Below are 20,075 nucleotides of genomic sequence, written 5' to 3' on the forward strand. Positions count from 1 at the left end.
ATCCGGGGCGCAGACACTTGAAGCGCGGACACCCGAAGCGCTGGCATCCTGCGCGCAGACATCCGAGGCGCGTGCATCCGAGGCGCAGGGCCATGCGGATCACGGACCGGGAACGGGCGCACAGGCAAGGTTCCGGGAGGCCGTGTACAGCCCGGGCACCGGGGCGCCTGCCGCAGCCTCGGGCGGAACGGGCGCGGCCTCCGGTGCGCCGGCCCCGGGGGGAGGCCTGTCGACACCGGGCCCGGTGCCCGGCTCATCGGCACCCGGCGCAGCGCCCGGGGCCCTTGCGCCGGGCCGGATCCCCGACACGCCCGCACCGGGTGCGGCCCCCGGCACGTCGGTCCAGGGCATGGCAGGCATGCCACAGGGGGTGCCTGCCGGTGACGGGGGCGTGGCAGGGGCCACTGCGGAGGCGGCCGCGCAGGCCCAGGGTGCCGGAAGGGGCGCGCCCGGCGCGGAGGAAGGCCCGGCGCGCCGGCCGTCCGGGCAGCGTGAGTTCACCGCAGCGGAGCTGGGCGCCATCGCCCATCTCTACCGCGCGGAGATCTACCGCTCCACCACCTGGCGCACCCGGCTGGACACCACCACGAACTGGTCCGTCGTCACGCTGGGCGTCGCGCTCTCCATCACCTTCGCCGCGCCGGAGGCCTCGCCGCTGCCGCTGGTGCTGGTGGGCGTGCTGATCCTGCTCTTCCTCGCGCTGGAGGCCCGGCGCTACCTCTATTTCAACGTGTGGCGGGCGCGGTCGCGCTGGATGGAGACGCATCTCTACGCCCCCATGCTGCATGACGGGAACCTGCATCTCGACGAGAACTGGCAGGAGGTGCTGGCGCAGGATTACTGGGCGCCGGGCTATCACATCAGCTTCATGACCGCCTTCGGCCGCCGCATCCGGCGCAACTACCTGTGGATCCTGATCATCCAGTCGCTCGCCTTCCTGGGCAAGATCACCGTGCACCCCAAGCCTCTGGAAAGCGTGAGCCAGCTGTGGGACCGCGCGGCGGTGGGGCCGGTGCCCGGGGTGGTGATCATCGGGCTCGGCCTGCTCTACGTGGGCTCCTGGTGCGGCATCGCCATCTGGTCCGCCGCCGCGGACCGGCGGAAGTTCGGCGGCGAGCGCAGTCGCGGTTCCATGGGCTGACGCGGCCGCGGCCTGAGGTGCCGCTGGCCCGGCCGCCCGGCCTGTCGGGAGTCCAGGTGGCGGGCGGCCAGGGCCCGGGCGGCGAGAGACACGGACATCCGGGGACGGACTGTCAGGCCCTCCATCTGGGCGGATCGACAGGCCTGCGCAGACAGGCAGGAACGGGTGGGAACGGACAGACGGATGCGCATGGGCATGGTGGAGCCCGGTCTACTGCTGGCGGCGCCAGCGGCCGGCGGGTGCGGGGTGACCGATGTCGACGTCAACCAATAGTGCGCCGAAGGACGGCGACGGGCGTGACCCTGTGCGGGGTCGAACTGGCATGCGGGGACAGGCGCGCGCGGGAGGGCACGGTGAATGTCCGGCCTGCTGATTCCAAAGGCATAAGCGGTCCCCGGGAGCGGGATCGCCGATGGCGATGGCAACCAGTGGCCCTGGGACGGGGCGGGGACGGGTGTGATCGTGCGTGGAGACGGATTGGCATGCTGGGACAGGCGTCCGGAATGGTCCGGTGAATGTCGGGGCCGCGGATCGCGATGGCGTCAGCGGCCGTCAGGTGCAGGGCAATCGATGCTCATGGCAACCACTGGCGCGGGCCGGGGCGGGGACGGGTGTGACCGTGCGCGGGGACGGACGGGCATGCGCGGACAGGTGCGCCGGGAGTGGTGCGATGGATGTCCGGGGTCCGGATCCGGGCGCCGGTGGCTCGCGGGGGCGGGGGGCAAAGGGTGGGTCGTGCAGGGTCGGGACGGGCGCAAAAGGGGCCCGCCGGCGAGGTCCCGTTCGCCGGCGGGCCAGGTCCCCGGGGCCGGAAGGGGCCGGCTCCGGGTATGGCGTGTCGCTATTCGCCGCCGCCCAGGGCGTGAACGTAGATCGCGACTTCCTTGATCTGCTCCTCCGACAGCCGGGCATTCCAGTTCGGCATCATGCCCGAGCGACCGTTGGTCACCGTGGCGGTGATGGTCGCCCGGTCGCCGCCGTAGAGCCATATCGCGTCGGTGAGGTCCGGTGCGCCCAGCTCGCGGGTGCCGGTGCCGTCCTCGCCGTGACAGGAGGCGCAATTGTCGGCGAAGACCGTGGCGCCCGTCTCCGCCAGCGCGGGGTCATGCTCCTGTCCGCTCTGCGCCAGCACGAACTCCACCACCGCGGCGATCTCCGGCTTTTCCAGCAGGCCGTCGCGGCCGAAGGCGAGCATGTCGCCCATCCGGGTGTCGTCATCCTCCGGCGAGCGGATGCCGTGGGTGACGGTGGTGCGGATGGCGTCCAGGTCTCCGCCCCAGAGCCAGTCGTCGTCGAGCAGGTTCGGGTAGCCCGGGTGCCCGGCCGCGCCGGCGCCGTGGCACTGCGCGCAATAGGTGCGGAAGGTCGCAGCGCCCGAACCCATCGCGAAGCGCGACAGCTCCGGGTCTGCGGAGATCTCCGTGAGATCCATCGCGGCGATGCGCGTGCGGTACACGTCGCGGTCCCGGTCCGCGGCGGCCAGCTCCTCGGCCACCTCCACGCGCTGGTCATGGCCCAGCAGCCCCTGCGTGGCCTGGCTGATCATCGGCCAGGCCGGGTAGGCGATGGCATAGAGCAGCGCCCAGAGGATGCAGGCGTAGAAGGTCCACAGCCACCAGCGCGGCAGCGGGTTGTTGAGCTCGCGGATGCCGTCCCACTCATGGCCGGTGGTCATCACGCCGGTGGGCTTGTCGAGGTCGGGGTCCTTGCCGGCCATGGTCAGTCTCCTTTCCCGGCGGGGAAATCGTCATTGCGCAGCGGGATGCTCGCGACGTCGTCATGGATCTTCCGGGCGCCCGGGCGGAAGGCGAAGCCCACCGCGGCCAGGAAGAAGCCGAACATCAGCAGCAGGAACCAGCTGTCGGCGAAGTGGCGCAGGATCGTGTAGGTGTCCATCAGCGGGCCTCATCGACGTCGAAGGTCGAGAAATCGACCAGGGTGCCGAGCATCTGCAGGTAGGCCACGAGGGCGTCGAGCTCGGTAACAGGTTCCAGCCGGTCGAAGTTGCGCACCTGGGCGCCGGGGTAGCGCTCCAGCAGGGCGTCCACGCCGTCGCTCTCCGGGTCGGCCTGGGCGCGCAGGTCGGTGGAGGCATTGGCGATCATCTCGTCCGTGTAGGGCACGCCGGTGACACGCAGCGCCTTCAGGTCCGCCGCGATGGTGCGGTAGTCGAGGTGGCGCTGCTCCAGCCAGGGGTAGGCGGGCATGATGCTCTCGGGCACCAGGCTGCGCGGGTCGCGCATGTGGTCGCGGTGCCAGTCGTCCGAGTAGCGCCCCCCGACGCGGGCGAGGTCGGGCCCCGTGCGCTTCGAGCCCCACTGGAAGGGGTGGTCGTACATGCTCTCGGCCGCGAGGCTGTAGTGGCCGTAGCGTTCCACCTCGTCGCGCATCGGGCGGATCATCTGGCTGTGGCAGAGGTAGCAGCCCTCGCGCATGTAGATGTTGCGCCCCGCAAGCTCCAGCGGCGCGTAGGGGCGCACGCCGTCCACCTTCTCGATGACGTTCGAGATGTAGAACAGCGGCACGATCTCCACGATGCCGCCGATCGTGACCACGAGGAAGGAGAGGATCAGCAGCAGCGTGGCATTGCGCTCGATGAAGGCATGCTTGCCGATGAACCACGAGTGGTGCGGCAGCTCGTTGGGGATCTTCTCCGGGAAATCGGACAGGGTGGCGACCTTCGGGTCCGCTTCCGGGCCGGGGATCTTGTCGTTGTCGTTGTCGTTCGTCATTGTCCTGTCCTCATTCCGCGGCAACGGTGGCGGCGGCGACGGGGCGCTGGGCGCGCACCGTCATCCACAGGTTCCACGCCATGATCACGCCGCCCGCGAGGTAGAGCACGCCGCCCAGTCCGCGGATCACGTAGTAAGGGTGCAGCACGGCCACGGTGTCGGCGAAGCTGTTCACCAGGAAGCCGAGGCTGTCGTACTCGCGCCACATCAGGCCCTGGGTGATGCCCGACACCCACATCGAGGCCGCGTAGAGCACGATGCCGATGGTCGCGAGCCAGAAGTGCCAGCTGACCAGCTTCAGCGAGTAGAGGCCCGGGCGGTTCCACAGCCGCGGCACGAGGAAGTAGAGCGCGCCGAAGGTGATGAGCCCGTTCCAGCCCAGCGCGCCGGAATGCACGTGGCCGATGGTCCAGTCCGTGTAGTGGCTGAGCGAGTTCACCGACTTGATCGACATCATCGGGCCTTCGAAGGTCGACATGCCGTAGAAGGCGATCGAGGCGACCATCATGCGGATCACCGGGTCGGTGCGCAGCTTGTCCCAGGCGCCCGAGAGGGTCATCAGCCCGTTGATCATCCCGCCCCAGCTCGGCATCCACAGCATGATCGAGAACACCATGCCCAGCGTCTGCGCCCATTCGGGCAGGGCGGTGTAGTGCAGGTGGTGGGGGCCGGCCCAGATGTAGAGGAAGATCAGCGCCCAGAAGTGGATGATCGAGAGCTTGTAGCTGTAGACCGGCCGCTCCGCCTGCTTGGGCACGAAGTAGTACATCATCCCCAGGAAGCCCGCGGTGAGGAAGAAGCCCACGGCGTTATGGCCGTACCACCACTGGGTGAGCGCGTCCTGCACCCCGGCGAAGAGCGAGTAGCTCTTCACGCCGAACACCGAGACCGGGATGGCGAGGTTGTTGACGATGTGCAGCATCGCCACGGTCACGATGAAGGAGAGGTAGAACCAGTTCGCCACATAGATATGCGGCTCCTTGCGCTTGATGATCGTGCCGAGGAACACGGCGAGATAGGCCACCCAGACGATGGTGAGCCAGATGTCCACGTACCATTCCGGCTCCGCGTATTCGCGCGCCTGGGTGACGCCGAGCACGTAGCCGGTGGCGGCGAGCACGATGAAGAGCTGGTAGCCCCAGAACACGAACCAGGCGAGGTTCCCGCCCCAGAGCCGCGCGGCCGAGGTGCGCTGGACCACGTAGAACGAGGTGCAGATCAGCGCGTTGCCGCCGAAGGCGAAGATGACGGCGGAGGTGTGCAGCGGCCGCAGCCGGCCGAAGCTCGTCCAGGGCAGGTCGAGGTTCAGCGCCGGGAAGGCGAGCTGGAAGGCGATGTAGACCCCGGCGAGGAACCCCACGATGCCCCAGAAGGCGGTGGCGATGACGCCGGCGCGGATCACGTCGTCCATGTAGCCGGTGGGCCCGGCCGGAACCGGCTCGCCCACGCGGCGCAGTTCGCGCAGGAACAGGCCCAGCGCAAGCACCGCGACCAGGATGCCGTGTACCGACATCGCTGTGTCCGTTGTAAGATTCGCCGTCAGCGCGGCGAGGAAGCCGATGGCTCCCAGCGCGATCAGTTTGGCCGCAGGTAACATGCGCCCCCTCCTAGGATTCTTTCAGGACCATGCCGAGCAGTACGCCCCCGGCGCGCGGGCGGCCTTGATCTGCGTCAAGGGCCGGGCAGAGCACATTGCCGTGAGCGGTCGCGCCCGCGCCCGATGCACAGGAGGCCTGCCGCCCGGGCGCTGCCCGCGCCGATGCGCAGGAGGCCTGCCGCCCGCGCGCTGCCCGTACCGATGCGCAGGAGGACTGCCGCCCGCGCGCTGCCCGCGCCAGATGCGCAGGAGGACTGCCACCCGGGCGCTGCCCGACCGTTCGCCCCGCCTCTGGCCCCGGGCCTGCGGCACGCCATCCGCCTGCCGCAAACTCCTCCCAGACGGGGCGTGCGCGGGACGCGGCGTGGGCGTGTGGATTGCACGGGCATTTGGATCGCATGGGTGCGAGGACCGTACGGGCGCTGGGCGGCGAAGGCGGTCAGGGCGCTGTGGCCTCCGCCATGCAATCCGCGGGCGCGGGAGCCCGTTGGCCTCCGCCGGCCCTTGCAGGGGTCGGCGCTCGCCGGGCGGCCGGACCGGGCGGTGGGGGTGTTCGGACGAGGTGATATGGCCGCGGGCGGAAGATCGGGCCCGGACGGAGCGCGCTGCCCTCGGGCGCAGGATCGGGACGCCTCGCAGGCGCGTGGGCCGGGCGGCACGCAGCCCGGCCAGCCCCGCGCCGTTCGCATGGCCCACGTGAGGTCCGGATGCTGCTCGCAAGTCCGCCCGGCGGACGCAGGCGGCGCGGCCGTGGCGGGGAAGGCGTTGGGCAGGGCGGCCAACGGTCGGGCGCAGCGGTCAGGGGTCGGGCGCAGCAGCCGGGCGGCGGGTGCGGCGGCAAAGAGTCGGTTGCAGCCGAAAGGAGGCGGGCGGAGCGGAAAGGGGCCGGGCGGAAAGGAAAGGGGCCGGGCAGGGCCCCTGCGCCTTCAGCGGGCGCGGGATGTGCCCGTTGCGCGCCGGGCCCCGATGCGAGGCCCCGCGACGGGGTAAAGGTGCGCGGGGTCAGACGACGTCGTCGCCCGCCTCCGCGCCGAGGGCGTCGAGATCCGGGATCACCAGGTGCCGGGCGTCGATGAGGATGATCAGCCCGTCGCGCTTCAGCGCCCCGATTTGCCGGCTCACCGTCTCGATGGTGAGGCCCAGGTAGTCGGCCATGGCCTCGCGCGTGAGGGGGAGCGCGATGTGCAGCCCCTCCGGTGTCTCCGGCGCGCGGGAGCGGCGGGCGGTGAGGGCGATGAAGCTGGCGATCTTCTCGCGCGCCGTCTTGCGCCCCAGGAGCACCATCCATTCCCGCGCCGCGTCCAGCTCGTCGAGGGTCATGTCCAGCAGGCGGCGGTTCAGCGCCGGGCTCTCGCGCAGCAGCGTCTCGAACCGGCGCCGGTCGAACTGGCACAGGGTCACCTGGCCCACGGCGATGGCGTCGTAGGGGGCGGTCTCCCGCGTGGCACGCCCCAGGAAATCCCCCGGAAACAGCAGGCCCACCATCTGGCGGCGCCCGTCGGCCATCAGCCGCGAGAGCGAGACGATGCCCTCCACCACGGAGCCCACCTGCGGGGCGGTCTCGCCGGTGGCCTGGATCTCGTCACCGGGCAGATAGGTCCGGTAGGTCTTTATCGCCTCGAGCAGCGACAGCTCCCGCGCGGTGGAGTAGCTGCAGACTGCCCGATCCGCGATCGGGCAGGCAGCGCAGCGAATCACCGGCTTGCGCCCTTCCGGATTGGTTGAATGCAGTGTCATGCGTGAATGATCCCGGTTGTGCGGATGGGAGTCAAATATTCCATTTCCGATGGGGGCATGCGGAGGTGTCGCATGGCTCCGGACGCTTCCCGGGCCCCGCGCGCGGCGTGGCGGGGGCGCCCGGGCGGGGTGCCTCTTGCATTGCCCCGCGCGGAGAGGCAATGAGAAACGGCGCAACATCGGAGCCTCAATGTCCTTACAGCGTCTATTCCACCAGAAACTCTCTCCCTTCAGCCGCAAGGTGCGGCTTGCCCTCGCCGAAAAGCGGGTCGAAGTCGCCCTCGTGGAGGAGAAGTTCTGGGAACGGCGGATCGATTTCCTGCGCCTGAACCCGGCCGGACAGGTGCCGGTGCTGGAGATCGACGGGCTGGTCCTGTGCGATTCCACCGCCATCTGCGAATATCTCGATGAGACCCGGCCCGACCCGGCCCTGCTGCCGCAGGGTGCCTCCGCCCGGGCCGAGGCCCGCCGGCTGGCCGCCTATTTCGATGACAAGTTCCACGGCGAGGTGACGGTGAACCTGCTGCATGAGCGGGTGACTAAGCGGCTGATGAAGTCCGGCTACCCGGATTCGGGCAACATCAAGATGGGGCTCTCCGCGATCCGCTACCATCTGGACTACATCGACTGGCTGGCCGACCACCGCCGCTGGCTGGCCGGCGACACGATGACCATCGCCGACCTTTCCGCCGCCGCGCAGATCTCCTGCCTCGACTATGTCGGCGACGTGGACTGGAAGCGCGTGCCCAACGCGAAGGACTGGTATGCGCGCATCAAGTCGCGCCCCAGCTTCCGCTCCCTCCTGGCCGACAGCCTGCCGGGCTTCCAGGTGCCCCAGCACTACTCGGACCTCGACTTTTGAGCGAGACGCTGGCCCGCGCCGTGAAGGCGCAGGCGAGCGAGACCGGTTTCTCCGCCTGCGCCATCACTCGCCCCGACGCGATTCCCGAGGCCGCCGGGCGGCTGGCGCAGTTCGTCGGGGCGGGGCGGCACGGCGAGATGGGCTGGATGGCCGAGCGCATGGCCTGGCGCGGGGCGCCGGACGCGCTCTGGCCCGGGGCCCGCTCCGTGATCATGCTGGCGGAGAATTACGGGCCGGAGGACGACCCACTGCCGCTGCTCACCCGGCGCGAGGCCGGGGTGATCTCGGTCTACGCCCGGGGGCGGGATTACCACGATGTCGTCAAGAAGCGGCTGAAGCGGCTGGGCCGCTGGCTGATCGAACAGGCCGGCGGCGAGATCAAGGTGTTCGTGGACACCGCCCCGGTGATGGAGAAGCCGCTCGCCGCGGCCGCCGGCCTCGGCTGGCAGGGCAAGCACACCAACCTGGTCAGCCGCAGCCTGGGGAGCTGGTTCTTCCTCGGCGCGATCTTCACCACGCTGGACCTCGCGGCGGACGCGCCGGAGGCGGATCATTGCGGCTCCTGCCGCCGCTGCCTCGACATCTGCCCCACCGCGGCCTTCCCGGCTCCCTACCAGCTCGACGCCCGGCGCTGCATCTCCTACCTCACCATCGAGCTGAAGGGCCCGGTGCCCGAGCCGATGCGCCCCGCCCTGGGCAACCGGATCTACGGCTGCGACGATTGCCTGGCCGTCTGCCCCTGGAACAAGTTCGCCGAAACCGCCGCCGAGGCCCGCTACGCGGCGCAGGCCGGCACGGTCGCGCCCCCGCTCGCCGACCTGGCCGCGCTGGATGACACCGCCTTCCGCGCCCGGTTCTCCGGCTCGCCCATCAAGCGCATCGGCCGCGACCGCTTCCTGCGCAACGTGCTCTACGCCATCGGGAATTCCGGCCAGCCCGCACTGGCCGCGGCCGCCCGCCCGCATCTGCAGGACGCGGACCCCGTGGTGCGCGATGCGGCCGGCTGGGCGCTGTCGCGCCTCGGCGCGCGCTGAGGCGGCACCGGGCACAGGGCACGGGGGGTCAGTTGCCGCTCAGCCGCTGCATGTTGCGCTGCGCGAGCCTGGCGAGCTGGCTTTCCGGGTCCTGCTCGATGAGCTTGAACCAGGTGTCGAGCGCCTCCGGCATCCGGCCCAGAACCGCGAGGCAGGCGCCCTTCTCGAACAGCGCCTCGGGCAGGGTGGGGTTGGCTTCGAGGGCCGCCTGCGCATCTTCCAGCCCGCCCTGCGGGTCATCGGACTTGCGGCGCGCGGCAGCGCGCAGGGCGAGCAGGTCCGGCCGGTCCGGCGCCAGCTTCAGCGCCCGGTCGAGATCCGTCATCGCGGATTGCCACAGGCCCAGCCGCCCCTGCGCCTCGGCGCGCAGCACCAGCGTGTCCGGGTCCGCCCCGGTGAGCTGGATGGTGCGGCTCAGGGCCTCGAGCGCGAGCCGTGGCTGGTCTTCGTCCAGCCACAGCCTGCCCGCGTCGCGCATCAGGCGTGAGCGGGTGGCGGCCGGCAGGCCGTTGTTGCGGTCATCCGCGGTGCTGGTGAGGATCTGCGCGGCGGAATTCTTCGCCCCGAGGGCGATGAGCGTCTCCGCGGTGCAGACATTGGCCTCCGGCCCGCCGCCGAGGGTCACCCATTGGGCGGCTTCCTCGCGGGCCCTGGACGCGTCCTCCTGGATCCGGGCCCGGCACTCGGCCATGGATCGGATCTCGGCTGCGGCGGAGCCGGCGAGAAGCGGCAGGGCGAGGAGGGCGAAGACGGGGGCGGTCAGGGGTCGCATTCGGCACCGGTATCGTTATGGTCGCGCGGACCATAGCGAAGCCGGGGGGGATGTGAAATGGCCCAACACAGTCTTTTGAGTTTCGGGCACGGCTATTCGGCCACCCGGGTGGGGCGCGCCCTCGTGGCGCGCGGCTGGCAGGTGTTCGGCACCACCCGCTCGGAGGAGCGCGCCGCGGCCATGGCGGCGGAGGGCGTGACCCCGCTCATCTGGCCCCTTGCCGACCTGTCGGTGCTCGACCGGGCCACGCATCTGCTGGTCTCCGCCGGGCCGGACGAGGCGGGAGACCCGGTGCTGAACGCCCTCGGCCCGGAGATCGCCCGGCGCCGCTTCGCCTGGGCGGGGTATCTCTCGACCACCGGGGTCTACGGCGACCGGGCCGGCGGCTGGGTGGACGAGACCTCGGTGCGCCGCCCCGCCACCCGGCGCGGGGCGCTGCGCGCCGCGGCCGAGGACGCCTGGCTGGCGCTGTTCCTGGAGCACGGGCTGCCCCTGCACATCTTCCGCCTCGCCGGCATCTACGGCCCCGGGCGCGGGCCCTTCGAGAAGGTGCGGCGCGGCACCGCCCGGCGCATCGTGAAGCCCGGGCAGGTGTTCTCGCGCATCCACGTGGAGGACATCGCACGCGCGGTGCTCGCCTCCATCGACCATCCGGAGCCCGGCGGCATCTACAACATCTGCGACGACGACCCCGCGCCCCCCGAGGCCGTGATCGAGGAGGCCGCGCGCCTGCTGCACCTGCCGGTGCCCGAAGCCGTGCCCATCGAGGCGGCGGAGATGAGCCCGATGGCGCGCAGCTTCTACGCCGAATCCAAGCGTGTCTCCAACGCCCGGATGAAGACCGAGCTGGGCGTGACCCTGGCCTATCCGGACTACCGCGCCGGCCTGCGCGCCCTGCTGGCGGAGGAGGAGGCCTGAAGCCGTCCGCCGGCCCGGGTTGCACACCACGGGCCGGCCGGCGCCTGCCGAGGCCCGCACGCTTCGGCCCGGCAATGCCCGCGCGGCGCACATGGGTGCCTGATCGCGGCCCGGCGCGCGCAGCTTCACGGGGCAGGCGCCTGACGCTCGATCAGCGGACGGGAATGGTTGACATCCCACCTCACCTGACGCGGCTTTCCAAGCCAAGAGCCAAGAGCCAAGAGCCAAGAGCCAAGAGCCAAGAGCCAAGAGCCAAGAGCCAAGAGCCAAGAGCCAAGAGCCAAGAGCCAAGAGCCAAGAGCCAAGAGCCAAGAGCCAAGAGCCAAGAGCCAAGAGCCAAGAGCCAAGAGCCAAGAGCCAGGAGCCAGGAGCCAGGAGCCAGGAGCCAGGAGCCGCCCCCGGTCTCTGCCGGCTTGCCCGGTCTGCCCGCGGCGCCTAGCCTCGGGCGGACCCCAGACAGGAGACTCGGCGACATGGCCCGGCAATACCCTTCCCTCACCCCGGCGCTGCGGGAGTTCATCGCCCGCCAGCACGTGTTCTTCACCGCCTCCGCGGCCCCGGGCAGCCGGGTGAACGTCTCTCCGCGCGAGACCGGCGCGCTGCGTCTGCCCGACGAGACCACGGCGCTCTACCTGGACCGCACCGGCAGCGGCAACGAGACCGCCGCGCACATGCGGGCCGACGGGCGGCTGACCCTGATGTTCTGCGCCTTCGACGGCCCGCCGCAGATCCTGCGGCTCTACGGCCGGGGCCGGTCCGTGGGGTGGGAGACGGCGGAGTTCCGCGCGCTTCTGGAGGCGCATTACGGCGGCGCGGCCCCGCTGGGCGCACGGCAGATCATGCGGCTGGAGATCGAGCTGGTGCAGACCTCCTGCGGCTATGGCGTGCCGCTGTTCTCCTATGAGGGCGAACGCGCGGCCATCGAGAACTGGCACCAGGCCAAGGGCGAGGAGGGGATTCGCGCCTATTGGGAGGAGAAGAACCTCACCAGCATGGACGGATTGCCCACGGGGCTGAGCCTGGCCGCGGAGTGACCGGGCGCCGAGCGCCGGGACCCCCGGAGCGGAGGCGGAGGATTTCCAATCGAGGCCGGCAGACCCGGGACCGACACCCTGAAGCCCGCGGTCGGTGCGCCGGACGCGGGCTTCGATGCAGGGTCCGGACCGCGCAGTCCGGCGCCGGACGAGCCGCGCATTCCGGCCAGACGGACCGCGCATTCCGGCCGGCCGGGGCGCGCGGCGGTCGGATGTCCGGCGGCCGGCACCGGGAGGGGCGCCGGCCGGGGCATTTCAGCGGGTGATAGGGTCGATCGGGCTGTGGCCGAAGCCCACGGCCTGTTCCAGAACCCGCGCGGCGGCGAGCAGGGCGGCCTCGCCGCGCGGCTGGCCGATGAGCTGGATGCCCATCGGCGTGCCCCCGGCGGTGAGGCCGATCGGCACGCTGATCGCCGGCAGGGTGCACATGGTGGCGAGATAGGCGAAGCGCAGCCAGTCCACGTAATCGGCCATCTTCCGGCCGTCCACCTCCAGCGGGTATTCCACCTCCGAGGGCTGGGCGCGCAGCCCCACCACCGGACAGGCGATCACGTCGTAGCCCTCCAGGAAGGCGCGGGTGCGGTGGTAGATCGCCGAGCGGCCCCGGTTGGCGCGGATCACCGCATCCACGGTAAGCGCGCGGCCGGCGGCGACGTTGTCCGAGAGGGTCTTCTTGAAGTGCGCCTGCGCGGCTTCGGACATCATGCCGGGGCCGGACGCCTGGCCGAAGGCGCGCAGCACCGTGTAGGTCTCGTAGAGGCCGGAGGTGTCGGGCGCGGCTTCCTCGACCACCGTGCCGGTGCCCTCCATCGCGGCCATCGCGGCGGCCATCAGGGCGCGCACCTCCGGCTCCACCGGGGCGAAGCCGCCGAGATCCGGGGCGAAGGCGATCTTCCTCGGCGGCCGGGCCTCCTGCACCGCGCTGCGGAAGGAGCGTTCCGGCGCCTGGGTGCTGAGCGGGTGGCGGGGGTCGAAGCCGGTCATGCTGTCCAGCAGCAGGGCGCAATCCTCCACGGTGCGGGCCATCGGCCCGCAGACCCCCTCCAGGCCGAAGGACAGCTCCTTCGAGGCGCCGCCCGCCCGGCCCGGCGAAGGCCGCAGGCCCACCACGCCGCAATAGGCCGCCGGCGTGCGCAGCGAGCCGCCGTGGTCGGACCCCTCGGCCAGCCACACCTGCCCGGTGGCCAGCCCCGCCGCCGCCCCGCCGGAGGAGCCGCCGGGGTTGCAGGCGGTGTCCCAGGGGTTCAGCGTCGGGCCGAAGACGTCGTTGAACGTGTTCGCGCCGGCGCCGAATTCCGGCGTGTTGGTCTTGCCCATCACGATGGCGCCGCGCGCCTCCATGCGCTCGACCAGCGGGTCGGATTCCCCGGGCACGAAGTCTTCGAGGTATTTCGTCCCGCAGGTCATCCTCACGCCCGAGACGGCGGAGAGGTCCTTGATGGACACCGGCAGCCCGTGCAGGCAGCCCGGGCCGGCCTCGGCCGGTACGAGGCGCAGGCGTTCGGCATGGGCGCGGGCACGGTCGGGACACAGGATGGGCATGGCGTTGATGGCAGGATCGGTCTGCGCGGTGCGCAGCACAGAGGCCTCGATCAGCTCCTCCGGGCTCACCGCGCGGCGGGCAAGCAGGCCGGTGACCTCACAGGCGGTCATGGCGGTGAGGTCGGATCCGGAATAGGGGGGGCGCATATGCGAAAGCTCCTCGGCTGGGGTGGCAGAGGATCGTGCAACGGGCGGGGCCGAAACGCCAGACCCCTTGAGGGAAAAGCGAAATCCGGATTTCGTATATGCTGGGGCGCCCATGTCCCGGCCCCGGGCCTTCGGGACGGGGCCTCTCGGCGTCCGCCGAGCCACCAGGTGCGGGGCGCCCCCGCGACGCGCCGCGCCGTGGCAGGGGCGGCACTGTCGCGTCCCGCGCCGCCTGCCTGTCGGGGGCCGCCTGCCCGGGCTCCGCCTCCGTCACATGCCCTGCCGGGGTTCCGCTTTCGTCCTGCGCTCCGCGCTCCACCAGGGCTCCGGCTCCGCCTCCGTCCCGCGCTCCGCTTCCGTTCCGTGCACCGGCTCCGTCCTGCGCACCGGCTCCGTCCCGCGCTCCGACTGCCGGCCCCGACTCCGGTGCCCCGGCGCCCGAGCCGGGGCACAGGAGCTGACGGCGCGTTCGTCAGAGGAACGCCGTCTCCTCGAAGCTGCGCAGCTTGCGCGAATGCACCCGTTCCTGCGGCGTGTCGCGCAGCAGCTCCAGCGCGCGGATGCCGATCTGCAGGTGCTGGGCCACCTGGCGCTTGTAGAACTCGGTCGCCATGCCGGGCAGTTTCAGCTCGCCGTGCAGCGGCTTGTCGGAGATGCACAGCAGGGTGCCGTAGGGCACGCGGAAGCGGAAGCCGTTGGCCGCGATGGTGGCCGATTCCATGTCCAGCCCGATGGCCCGGCTCTGGCTGAGGCGCGCCACCGGGCCCGACTGGTCGCGCAGCTCCCAGTTGCGGTTGTCGATGGTGGCCACCGTGCCGGTGCGCATGATCTTCTTCAGGTCGTAGCCCTTCAGGCCCGTCACCTCTGCCACGGCCGTCTCCAGCGCCACCTGCACCTCGGCAAGCGCGGGGATCGGCACCCAGATCGGCAGGTCGTCGTCCAGCACGTGGTCCTCGCGCACATAGGCGTGGGCAAGGACGTAGTCTCCCAGCGACTGGGAGTGGCGCAGCCCCGCGCAGTGCCCCAGCATCAGCCAGACATGCGGGCGCAGCACGGCCACGTGGTCGGTGATCGTCTTCGCGTTGGAAGGGCCGACGCCGATGTTGACCATGGTGATTCCCGCGCCATCGGCCCGGGTGAGGTGATAGGCCGGCATCTGCGGCAGGCGGGAGACGGCGAGGCCCTCGGCACCCGAGGCGGTGGTCACCAGGTTCCCCGGTTCGACCAGGCTCTCGTAGCCGCTCTCCGGGTCGGCCACCGCGGCGCGGGAGAAGGCGAGGAACTCGTCGATATAGAATTGGTAGTTGGTGAACAGCACGAAATTCTGGAAATGCGACGGGCTGGTGGCGGTGTAATGCGCGAGCCGGGCCAGCGAATAGTCGATGCGCTGGCCGGTGAAGGGGGCGAGGGGCGCGGTGCCGGTCTCGCCCGCCACGTAGGTGCCGTTCACGATGCGGTCGTCGGTGTCCGCAAGGTCGGGCACGTCGAAGACATCGCGCAGGGGCCGGCGGATGCGCTCCTCGATCGAGCCTTCCACATGCGCGCCCTCGGGCAGGGCGAAATGCAGCGGAATCGGGGTGCGCGAAGCGCGGATGGTGATCGGCTCGCCGTGATTGGCCATCAGCAGGCGGATCTGCGTGGTGAGGTAGCTCTCGAACAGGTCCGGCCGGGTGACGGTGGTGGTATAGACCCCCGGCGCGGTGACATGGCCATAGGCGAGGCGGCTGTCGACCTTCGCGAACGTGTCCGTGGTGAGGGAGATTTCCGGGTAATAGGCACGGTAGCGGCCCGCCACCCGGCCGGTTTCCATCACGGTGGCGAAGTGGCTGCGCAGGAAGCCCGTCGCCTGGTCGTAGAGGGCGCGCAGGGCGGCCACGGCCTCGGCGGCATCGGTGAAGGCCCGGGCCTCGGGCGGCTCGGGGGTGAGGAGGGCGAGTTCGCTGCGCCCGGTGCGTTCAGTCCGCATTGTCACTCCTGCGGTTCGGGGAAGAGGCCGACCTTCTCGAAACGGGTGACGTCGATCAGCCCGAGGTCGGAGATGCGCAACTCGGGGATCACCACGAGGGCGAGCAGCGAGTGCTGCATGTAGGCGTTGTTGAGGCTGCAGCCGCAGGCGCGCATGGCCGCACCCATCGCCTCGGCCGCCGCCGCCACCTCGGCCGCCGGCGCGTCGGACATGAGCCCGGCGATGGGGAGGGCGACGGAGGCGAGCTCCGCCCCCTCGCGCCACACGGTGATGCCGCCGCCGAGCGCCCGCAGGTGGTTCGCCGCCGCCGCCATGTCCGCCCGCGAGGTGCCCACCACGATCATGTGGTGGCTGTCATGCGCGACCGTGGAGGCCATGGCGCAGGGCACGTCGTAGCCGAAGCCGGTGACGAAGGCGTTCGTCACACCCCCCGTGGCGCGGTGGCGCTCGACGAGGGCGATCTGGCACACCGCGCCATCGGCCTTCACCAGGCCGCCGTCCACCGGCAGCGTGGCGGTCAGCGCCTGCGTGGGCGCCTGGTTCTCCACCACGCCGATCACCCGGGCGATGACGTCCGCCGCGCCGTCGGGGGCGGGGATGGCGAAGTCATCGGCGGCGAGGTCGCGCTTCATCTTCACCGTGGCGCGGGCGGTCCCGGGCCAGTGGAACCCGCCCCAGTCCTGCGTGAGCGCGCCGTCCTGCGCCACCACCCGGCCACGGGCGATCACCGTCTCGACCGGCAGGGTGGCGAGGTCGGAGGTGAGGATCAGGTCCGCGCGCCGGCCGGGCGCGATGGAGCCGATCTCGCGCTCCATGCCGAAATGCGTGGCGGTGTTGATCGTGCACATCTGCAGGGCCACCATCGGGTCTGCCCCGCAGGCGACCGCATGGCGGAAGACGCGGTTCATGTGGCCGTCGTTCACCAGGGTGCCGGAGTGGCAGTCGTCGGTGCACAGGATGAAGTTGCGCGGGTCCAGCCCGCGCTCGGTCACGGCCGTGATCTGGCGCTCCACGTCGTACCAGGCCGAGCCGAGGCGCAGCATGGCGCGCATGCCGAGGCGCACGCGGGCGATGGCGTCTTCCTCGCGCGTGCCCTCGTGGTCATCGGCCGGCCCGCCGGCGGCATAGGCGTGGAAGGCGGGGCCGAGGTCGGGCGAGGCGTAGTGCCCGCCCACGGTCTTGCCGGCGGCTTGCGTTGCGGCGATCTCGGCGAGCATCTTCGGGTCGGCGTTGATCACGCCGGGGAAGTTCATCATCTCGCCGAGGCCCACGATATTGGGCCAGGTCATCGCCTCGGCCACGTCCTCGGGCGAGATTTCCCGGCCCGTGGTCTCCAGCCCCGGGGCGGAGGGGGCGCAGGAGGGCATCTGCACGAAGACGTTCACCGGCTGCTCCAGCGCCTCGTCATGCATCAGCCGCACGCCCTCGAGCCCGAGCACGTTCGCCACCTCGTGGGGGTCGACGAACATGCTCGTGGTGCCATGCGGCACCACGGCGCGGGCGAACTGGGTGACGGTGAGCATGCCGCTCTCGATGTGCATGTGCGCGTCGCACAGGCCGGGCAGGGCGATGCGCCCCTCGGCCTCGATCACCTCGGTGCCCTCGCCGATGCAATGCGCGGCATCCGGCCCGCAATAGGCGAAGCGCCCGGCGGCGATGGCGATGTCGGTGTGGGGGATGAGCTCGCGGCTCTGCACGTTCGCCCAGGTGGCGCCGCGGATCACCATGTCTGCGGGGGCGCGCCCGGCGGCGACGGCGATCAGCCGTGCAGCGCTCTCGGGCCAGCTTGGAAAACTCATGCGCAACATCCTCCTTCGGAGCGGTTGCAACCCCTTATCGGCCGGTTTCGTGGCGGGATCAAGACGGTGCCACTGAAGCTGACGCCGGGGCAGGGAACCGGCGCGACCGCGACCGGTCGGAGTGGCCGGGCGGTCGCTTCGTCCCGGTGGGGCTGGGTGCCGGGGCAGCCGGGTTGCGCTTTCGCGCGGAAGGGCTGAGCGTCGCGGTGGACGGGCGTCGGGCTCGCCGGGTCTCGCTTCTTCCCGGTGAGGCTGGGTGCCGGAGCGGCCGGGTCGCGCTTCCGTGCGGACGGGCTGAGCGTCGCGGTGGCCGGGTTTTGCTTCCGCCGGGAGGGGCCGGGTGCCGAGGCGGCCGGTTCACGCTTCGGTCCGGAGGGGCCGGCGCCGGGGCGGCCGGGTCGCGCGTCCCTCCGGTAAGTCCGGGCGCCGGGGTGGCCAGGCGTCGCTTCCGCCGGGAGGGAGCGGACGCCGGGGCGACCGAGGCGCGCTTCCATCCTGAGAGTAAGATGCCTGGGTGGCCGGGGAGGGGCTAAGGGCAGGGTCGGGGCGGTTCCGCGACGAGGGCTGGCCCTGCCGGCGGAGCTGACCTCGGGGGGCAGGGCGCCCGGCTGCCCCGGTCCGGCAGGCCCGGCTGCAGGCGAATCCGGCCGGGCTCGGCGCCGGAACCCGTATGGCGGCGGATCGGTGGGGTCGCGCGCGGTGCTGGTGAAGGCGCGCGCCGGCGCACCGGACGGGCACGGCGTGGCGCTTCCCCGCGCTACACGCCGTGGTAGTCCCGGTACCAGTCCACGAAGCGGCGCACGCCCTCGTCCACCGCGGTTTCCGGCCGGTAGCCGGTGAGGCGCTGCAGCAGGGCGGTGTCGGCCCAGGTGGCCGGCACGTCGCCCTTCTGCATCTCCATGCAGTTGCGCGTCACCGGCACGCCGAGCGCCACCTCGATCGCGTCGATGAAGGCGGTGAGCTGCACCGGCGCGCCGTTGCCAATGTTCACCAGCCGCCAGGGGGCGACGGGCGAGAGCGTGTCGCCCTCCACCGGCTCCTCGCCCGGGGGGGTGTCGATCAGCAGGCGGATGGCGCGCACCAGGTCGTCCACATAGGTGAAGTCGCGCTTCATGTCGCCGTGGTTGTAGACGTCGATCGCCCGGCCCTCCAGCGTCGCGGAGACGAACTTGTAGAGCGCCATGTCCGGCCGCCCCCAGGGCCCGTAGACGGTGAAGAAGCGGAACATCGTGGTGGGGATCTTCCACAGATGGGCATAGGCGTGGCCCATCAGCTCCGTCGCCCGCTTGGTCGCGGCGTAGATGGTGAGCGGGTGCTCGGCCTGGTCGCCTTCCTCGAAGGGCATCTTCTCGTTCGCGCCATAGGCGGAGGAGGTGGAGGCCATCAGCAGATGCGCCACCGCGTGCTCGCGCGCCACCTCCATCACGTTGAAGGTGCCGGTCACGTTCGCGTCCACATAGGCGCGCGGGTTCTCCAGCGAATAGCGCACCCCGGCCTGGGCGGCGAGATGCACGATCACCTCCGGCTGCGCCGCGGCAGCGATCTCGCGCAGGCGCCCGGCGTCCTCCAGCATCACCTCATGGGCGCTGAAGCCCGGGTTCTGCAGCAGGATCTGGTGCCGCCGGCGTTTCAGCGACACGTCGTAATAGTCGGTCATCCCGTCGATGCCGGTGACCCGATGTCCCTCCGCCAGCAGCAGCCGCGCGAGGTGGAATCCGATGAAGCCGGCCGTGCCGGTGACGAGGAAAGAAGTCATGTCCCGTTTGATAGGCCCATCGCCGCGCAGTGGCAATCGCCTCGCCACCCCCGGCCCGGTGCCGCGCGACACGGGGGCCGTGCCGGGGGCCCGGAACGGGCCGGGCGGCCAAGGGGGCCCGATGCCCCCGCAGGCCGCCGGCCGGCCATGGGCCGTGCGGTTCGGGTGGGGCGCTGCCGCGCAGTCTCAGGTGCTGCGCGCCGGGGGATTGTCTTCGGCCCACGGCACCTGAGCCGCCTGCCGGCCGTGCGGATGCCGGGCTCTCACGAGGCGGTGGCCGTGTCGTCCTGCGGGCGCCGGGGCGCCGCTCTGCGGGTGAAGGGCGCTTGCATCGTCTCGCTGTCGCTGTCGCTGTCGCTGTCGCTGTCGCTGTCGCTGTAGCTGTAGCTGTAGCTGTAGCTGTAGCTGTAGCTGTAGCTGTAGCTGTAGCTGTAGCTGTAGCTGTAGGTCTCGCTGTACCGCCGCGCGCCGTCGCTGGTGCGGCGGACGTCCGCCCTCCCGGATTTCGTCACGCCCGGGCGAAGACCTCGGCCATCAGTGCCTCCAGCGCGCGCTGGTCTTCGGCGTCGAAGGCGGCCGGCGTGTCGCTGTCGACGTCGAGCACACCCAGCAGGCTGCCGTCGGCCCGGCGCACCGGCACCACGATTTCCGAGCGGGTGGAGGAGGCGCAGGCGATGTGCCCAGGGAAGGCGTCCACGTCCGGCACCAGCTGGGTTTCGCCCGTGCGCGCCGCCGCCCCGCAGACGCCGCGCGCGAAGGGGATCACCAGGCAGCCGTGCCCGCCCTGGTAGGGGCCGATCTTCAGCAACTCCGGCGCGGTGACCCGGTAGAAGCCCGTCCAGTCGAAATGCCCGAAGCTGTGGTGCAGCTCGCAGGCCACGGTGGCCATCAGCGCCACCTCGTCCGTCTCGCCCTCGGTGAGGGAGAGGATGCGCGCGCGCACCTCGGCATATCTGTCGGACATCGGGGCCTCCTCCACCGCGTCGCCGGCGGCCTGTCGCGGCCCCGGCGCGCCCCGCACATGGCGCGCCGGGGCGT

At 71.3% G+C, this 20,075-nt stretch carries 17 protein-coding genes; 5 read left to right on the forward strand and 12 right to left on the reverse strand.

Going from position 1 to position 20,075, the window contains the following annotated elements; genetic code table 11:
- Positions 1-511: 511 nt before the first annotated feature.
- Positions 512-1,141, forward strand: a complete 630-nt coding sequence (locus FDP22_RS13460; protein ID WP_239031945.1) for a DUF2270 domain-containing protein — start codon at positions 512-514, stop codon at positions 1,139-1,141.
- An 841-nt stretch (positions 1,142-1,982) separates the two neighbouring features.
- Here FDP22_RS13460 and ccoP read toward each other — a convergent pair.
- The 5 genes from ccoP to fnrL form a co-directional block, all read right to left on the reverse strand.
- The gene (gene ccoP, locus FDP22_RS13465; RefSeq protein WP_138574395.1) at positions 1,983-2,858 is read right to left on the reverse strand and encodes a cytochrome-c oxidase, cbb3-type subunit III; all 876 of its coding nucleotides are present in this window, start codon (positions 2,856-2,858) and stop codon (positions 1,983-1,985) included.
- Between the two features lie 2 nt (positions 2,859-2,860).
- Positions 2,861-3,037, reverse strand: a complete 177-nt coding sequence (locus FDP22_RS13470; protein WP_138574397.1) for a cbb3-type cytochrome c oxidase subunit 3 — start codon at positions 3,035-3,037, stop codon at positions 2,861-2,863.
- Positions 3,037-3,873: a cytochrome-c oxidase, cbb3-type subunit II gene (ccoO, locus tag FDP22_RS13475; RefSeq protein WP_138574399.1), complete on the reverse strand. Its 837-nt coding sequence runs from the start codon at positions 3,871-3,873 to the stop codon at positions 3,037-3,039. The genes FDP22_RS13470 and ccoO overlap by 1 nt, the downstream gene beginning before the upstream one ends.
- Before the next feature lie 10 nt (positions 3,874-3,883).
- On the reverse strand, positions 3,884-5,470 hold the full coding sequence (ccoN, locus tag FDP22_RS13480; RefSeq protein WP_138574401.1) for a cytochrome-c oxidase, cbb3-type subunit I: 1,587 nt from the start codon (positions 5,468-5,470) through the stop codon (positions 3,884-3,886).
- Positions 5,471-6,472: 1,002 nt separating this feature from the next.
- Positions 6,473-7,207 (reverse strand): transcriptional regulator FnrL, encoded by a 735-nt coding sequence (fnrL, locus tag FDP22_RS13485; protein ID WP_138574403.1) that lies wholly within the window; start codon positions 7,205-7,207, stop codon positions 6,473-6,475.
- 190 nt (positions 7,208-7,397) lie between these two features.
- Here fnrL and fzlA point away from each other — a divergent pair, with 190 nt between their 5' ends.
- On the forward strand, positions 7,398-8,069 hold the full coding sequence (gene fzlA, locus FDP22_RS13490) for an FtsZ-binding protein FzlA (RefSeq protein ID WP_138574405.1): 672 nt from the start codon (positions 7,398-7,400) through the stop codon (positions 8,067-8,069).
- A complete protein-coding gene (gene queG, locus FDP22_RS13495; RefSeq protein ID WP_138574407.1) occupies positions 8,066-9,103 on the forward strand; it encodes a tRNA epoxyqueuosine(34) reductase QueG in 1,038 nt (345 codons plus the stop codon). Before fzlA ends, queG begins: the two co-directional genes overlap by 4 nt.
- Before the next feature lie 28 nt (positions 9,104-9,131).
- Here queG and FDP22_RS13500 read toward each other — a convergent pair whose 3' ends face one another.
- Entirely contained in the window at positions 9,132-9,875 is a 744-nt protein-coding gene (locus FDP22_RS13500) for a tetratricopeptide repeat protein (protein ID WP_138574409.1), read from the reverse strand.
- Positions 9,876-9,932: 57 nt separating this feature from the next.
- On the opposite strand from FDP22_RS13500, the gene FDP22_RS13505 reads away from it, so the two are divergent.
- Positions 9,933-10,793 (forward strand): SDR family oxidoreductase, encoded by an 861-nt coding sequence (locus tag FDP22_RS13505; protein WP_138574411.1) that lies wholly within the window; start codon positions 9,933-9,935, stop codon positions 10,791-10,793.
- 473 nt (positions 10,794-11,266) lie between these two features.
- Positions 11,267-11,827, forward strand: a complete 561-nt coding sequence (locus FDP22_RS13510) for a pyridoxamine 5'-phosphate oxidase family protein (RefSeq protein ID WP_138574413.1) — start codon at positions 11,267-11,269, stop codon at positions 11,825-11,827.
- A gap of 255 nt (positions 11,828-12,082) precedes the next feature.
- Here FDP22_RS13510 and FDP22_RS13515 read toward each other — a convergent pair whose 3' ends face one another.
- The 6 genes from FDP22_RS13515 to FDP22_RS13540 form a co-directional block, all read right to left on the reverse strand.
- Entirely contained in the window at positions 12,083-13,516 is a 1,434-nt protein-coding gene (locus FDP22_RS13515) for an amidase (protein WP_138574415.1), read from the reverse strand.
- Positions 13,517-13,988: 472 nt separating this feature from the next.
- The gene (locus tag FDP22_RS13520) at positions 13,989-15,482 is read right to left on the reverse strand and encodes an AMP nucleosidase (protein ID WP_138574417.1); all 1,494 of its coding nucleotides are present in this window, start codon (positions 15,480-15,482) and stop codon (positions 13,989-13,991) included.
- Positions 15,483-15,484: 2 nt separating this feature from the next.
- The gene (locus tag FDP22_RS13525; protein WP_138574419.1) at positions 15,485-17,290 is read right to left on the reverse strand and encodes an adenine deaminase; all 1,806 of its coding nucleotides are present in this window, start codon (positions 17,288-17,290) and stop codon (positions 15,485-15,487) included.
- Between the two features lie 748 nt (positions 17,291-18,038).
- The gene (locus tag FDP22_RS13530; RefSeq protein ID WP_138574421.1) at positions 18,039-19,037 is read right to left on the reverse strand and encodes an NAD-dependent epimerase/dehydratase family protein; all 999 of its coding nucleotides are present in this window, start codon (positions 19,035-19,037) and stop codon (positions 18,039-18,041) included.
- A gap of 263 nt (positions 19,038-19,300) precedes the next feature.
- Positions 19,301-19,549, reverse strand: a complete 249-nt coding sequence (locus FDP22_RS13535; RefSeq protein WP_143972266.1) for a hypothetical protein — start codon at positions 19,547-19,549, stop codon at positions 19,301-19,303.
- On the reverse strand, positions 19,546-20,001 hold the full coding sequence (locus FDP22_RS13540) for a GAF domain-containing protein (RefSeq protein ID WP_138574425.1): 456 nt from the start codon (positions 19,999-20,001) through the stop codon (positions 19,546-19,548). Before FDP22_RS13540 ends, FDP22_RS13535 begins: the two co-directional genes overlap by 4 nt.
- Positions 20,002-20,075: the final 74 nt, after the last annotated feature.

The sequence above is a fragment of the Paroceanicella profunda genome (assembly GCF_005887635.2).
Classification (GTDB): domain Bacteria; phylum Pseudomonadota; class Alphaproteobacteria; order Rhodobacterales; family Rhodobacteraceae; genus Paroceanicella; species Paroceanicella profunda.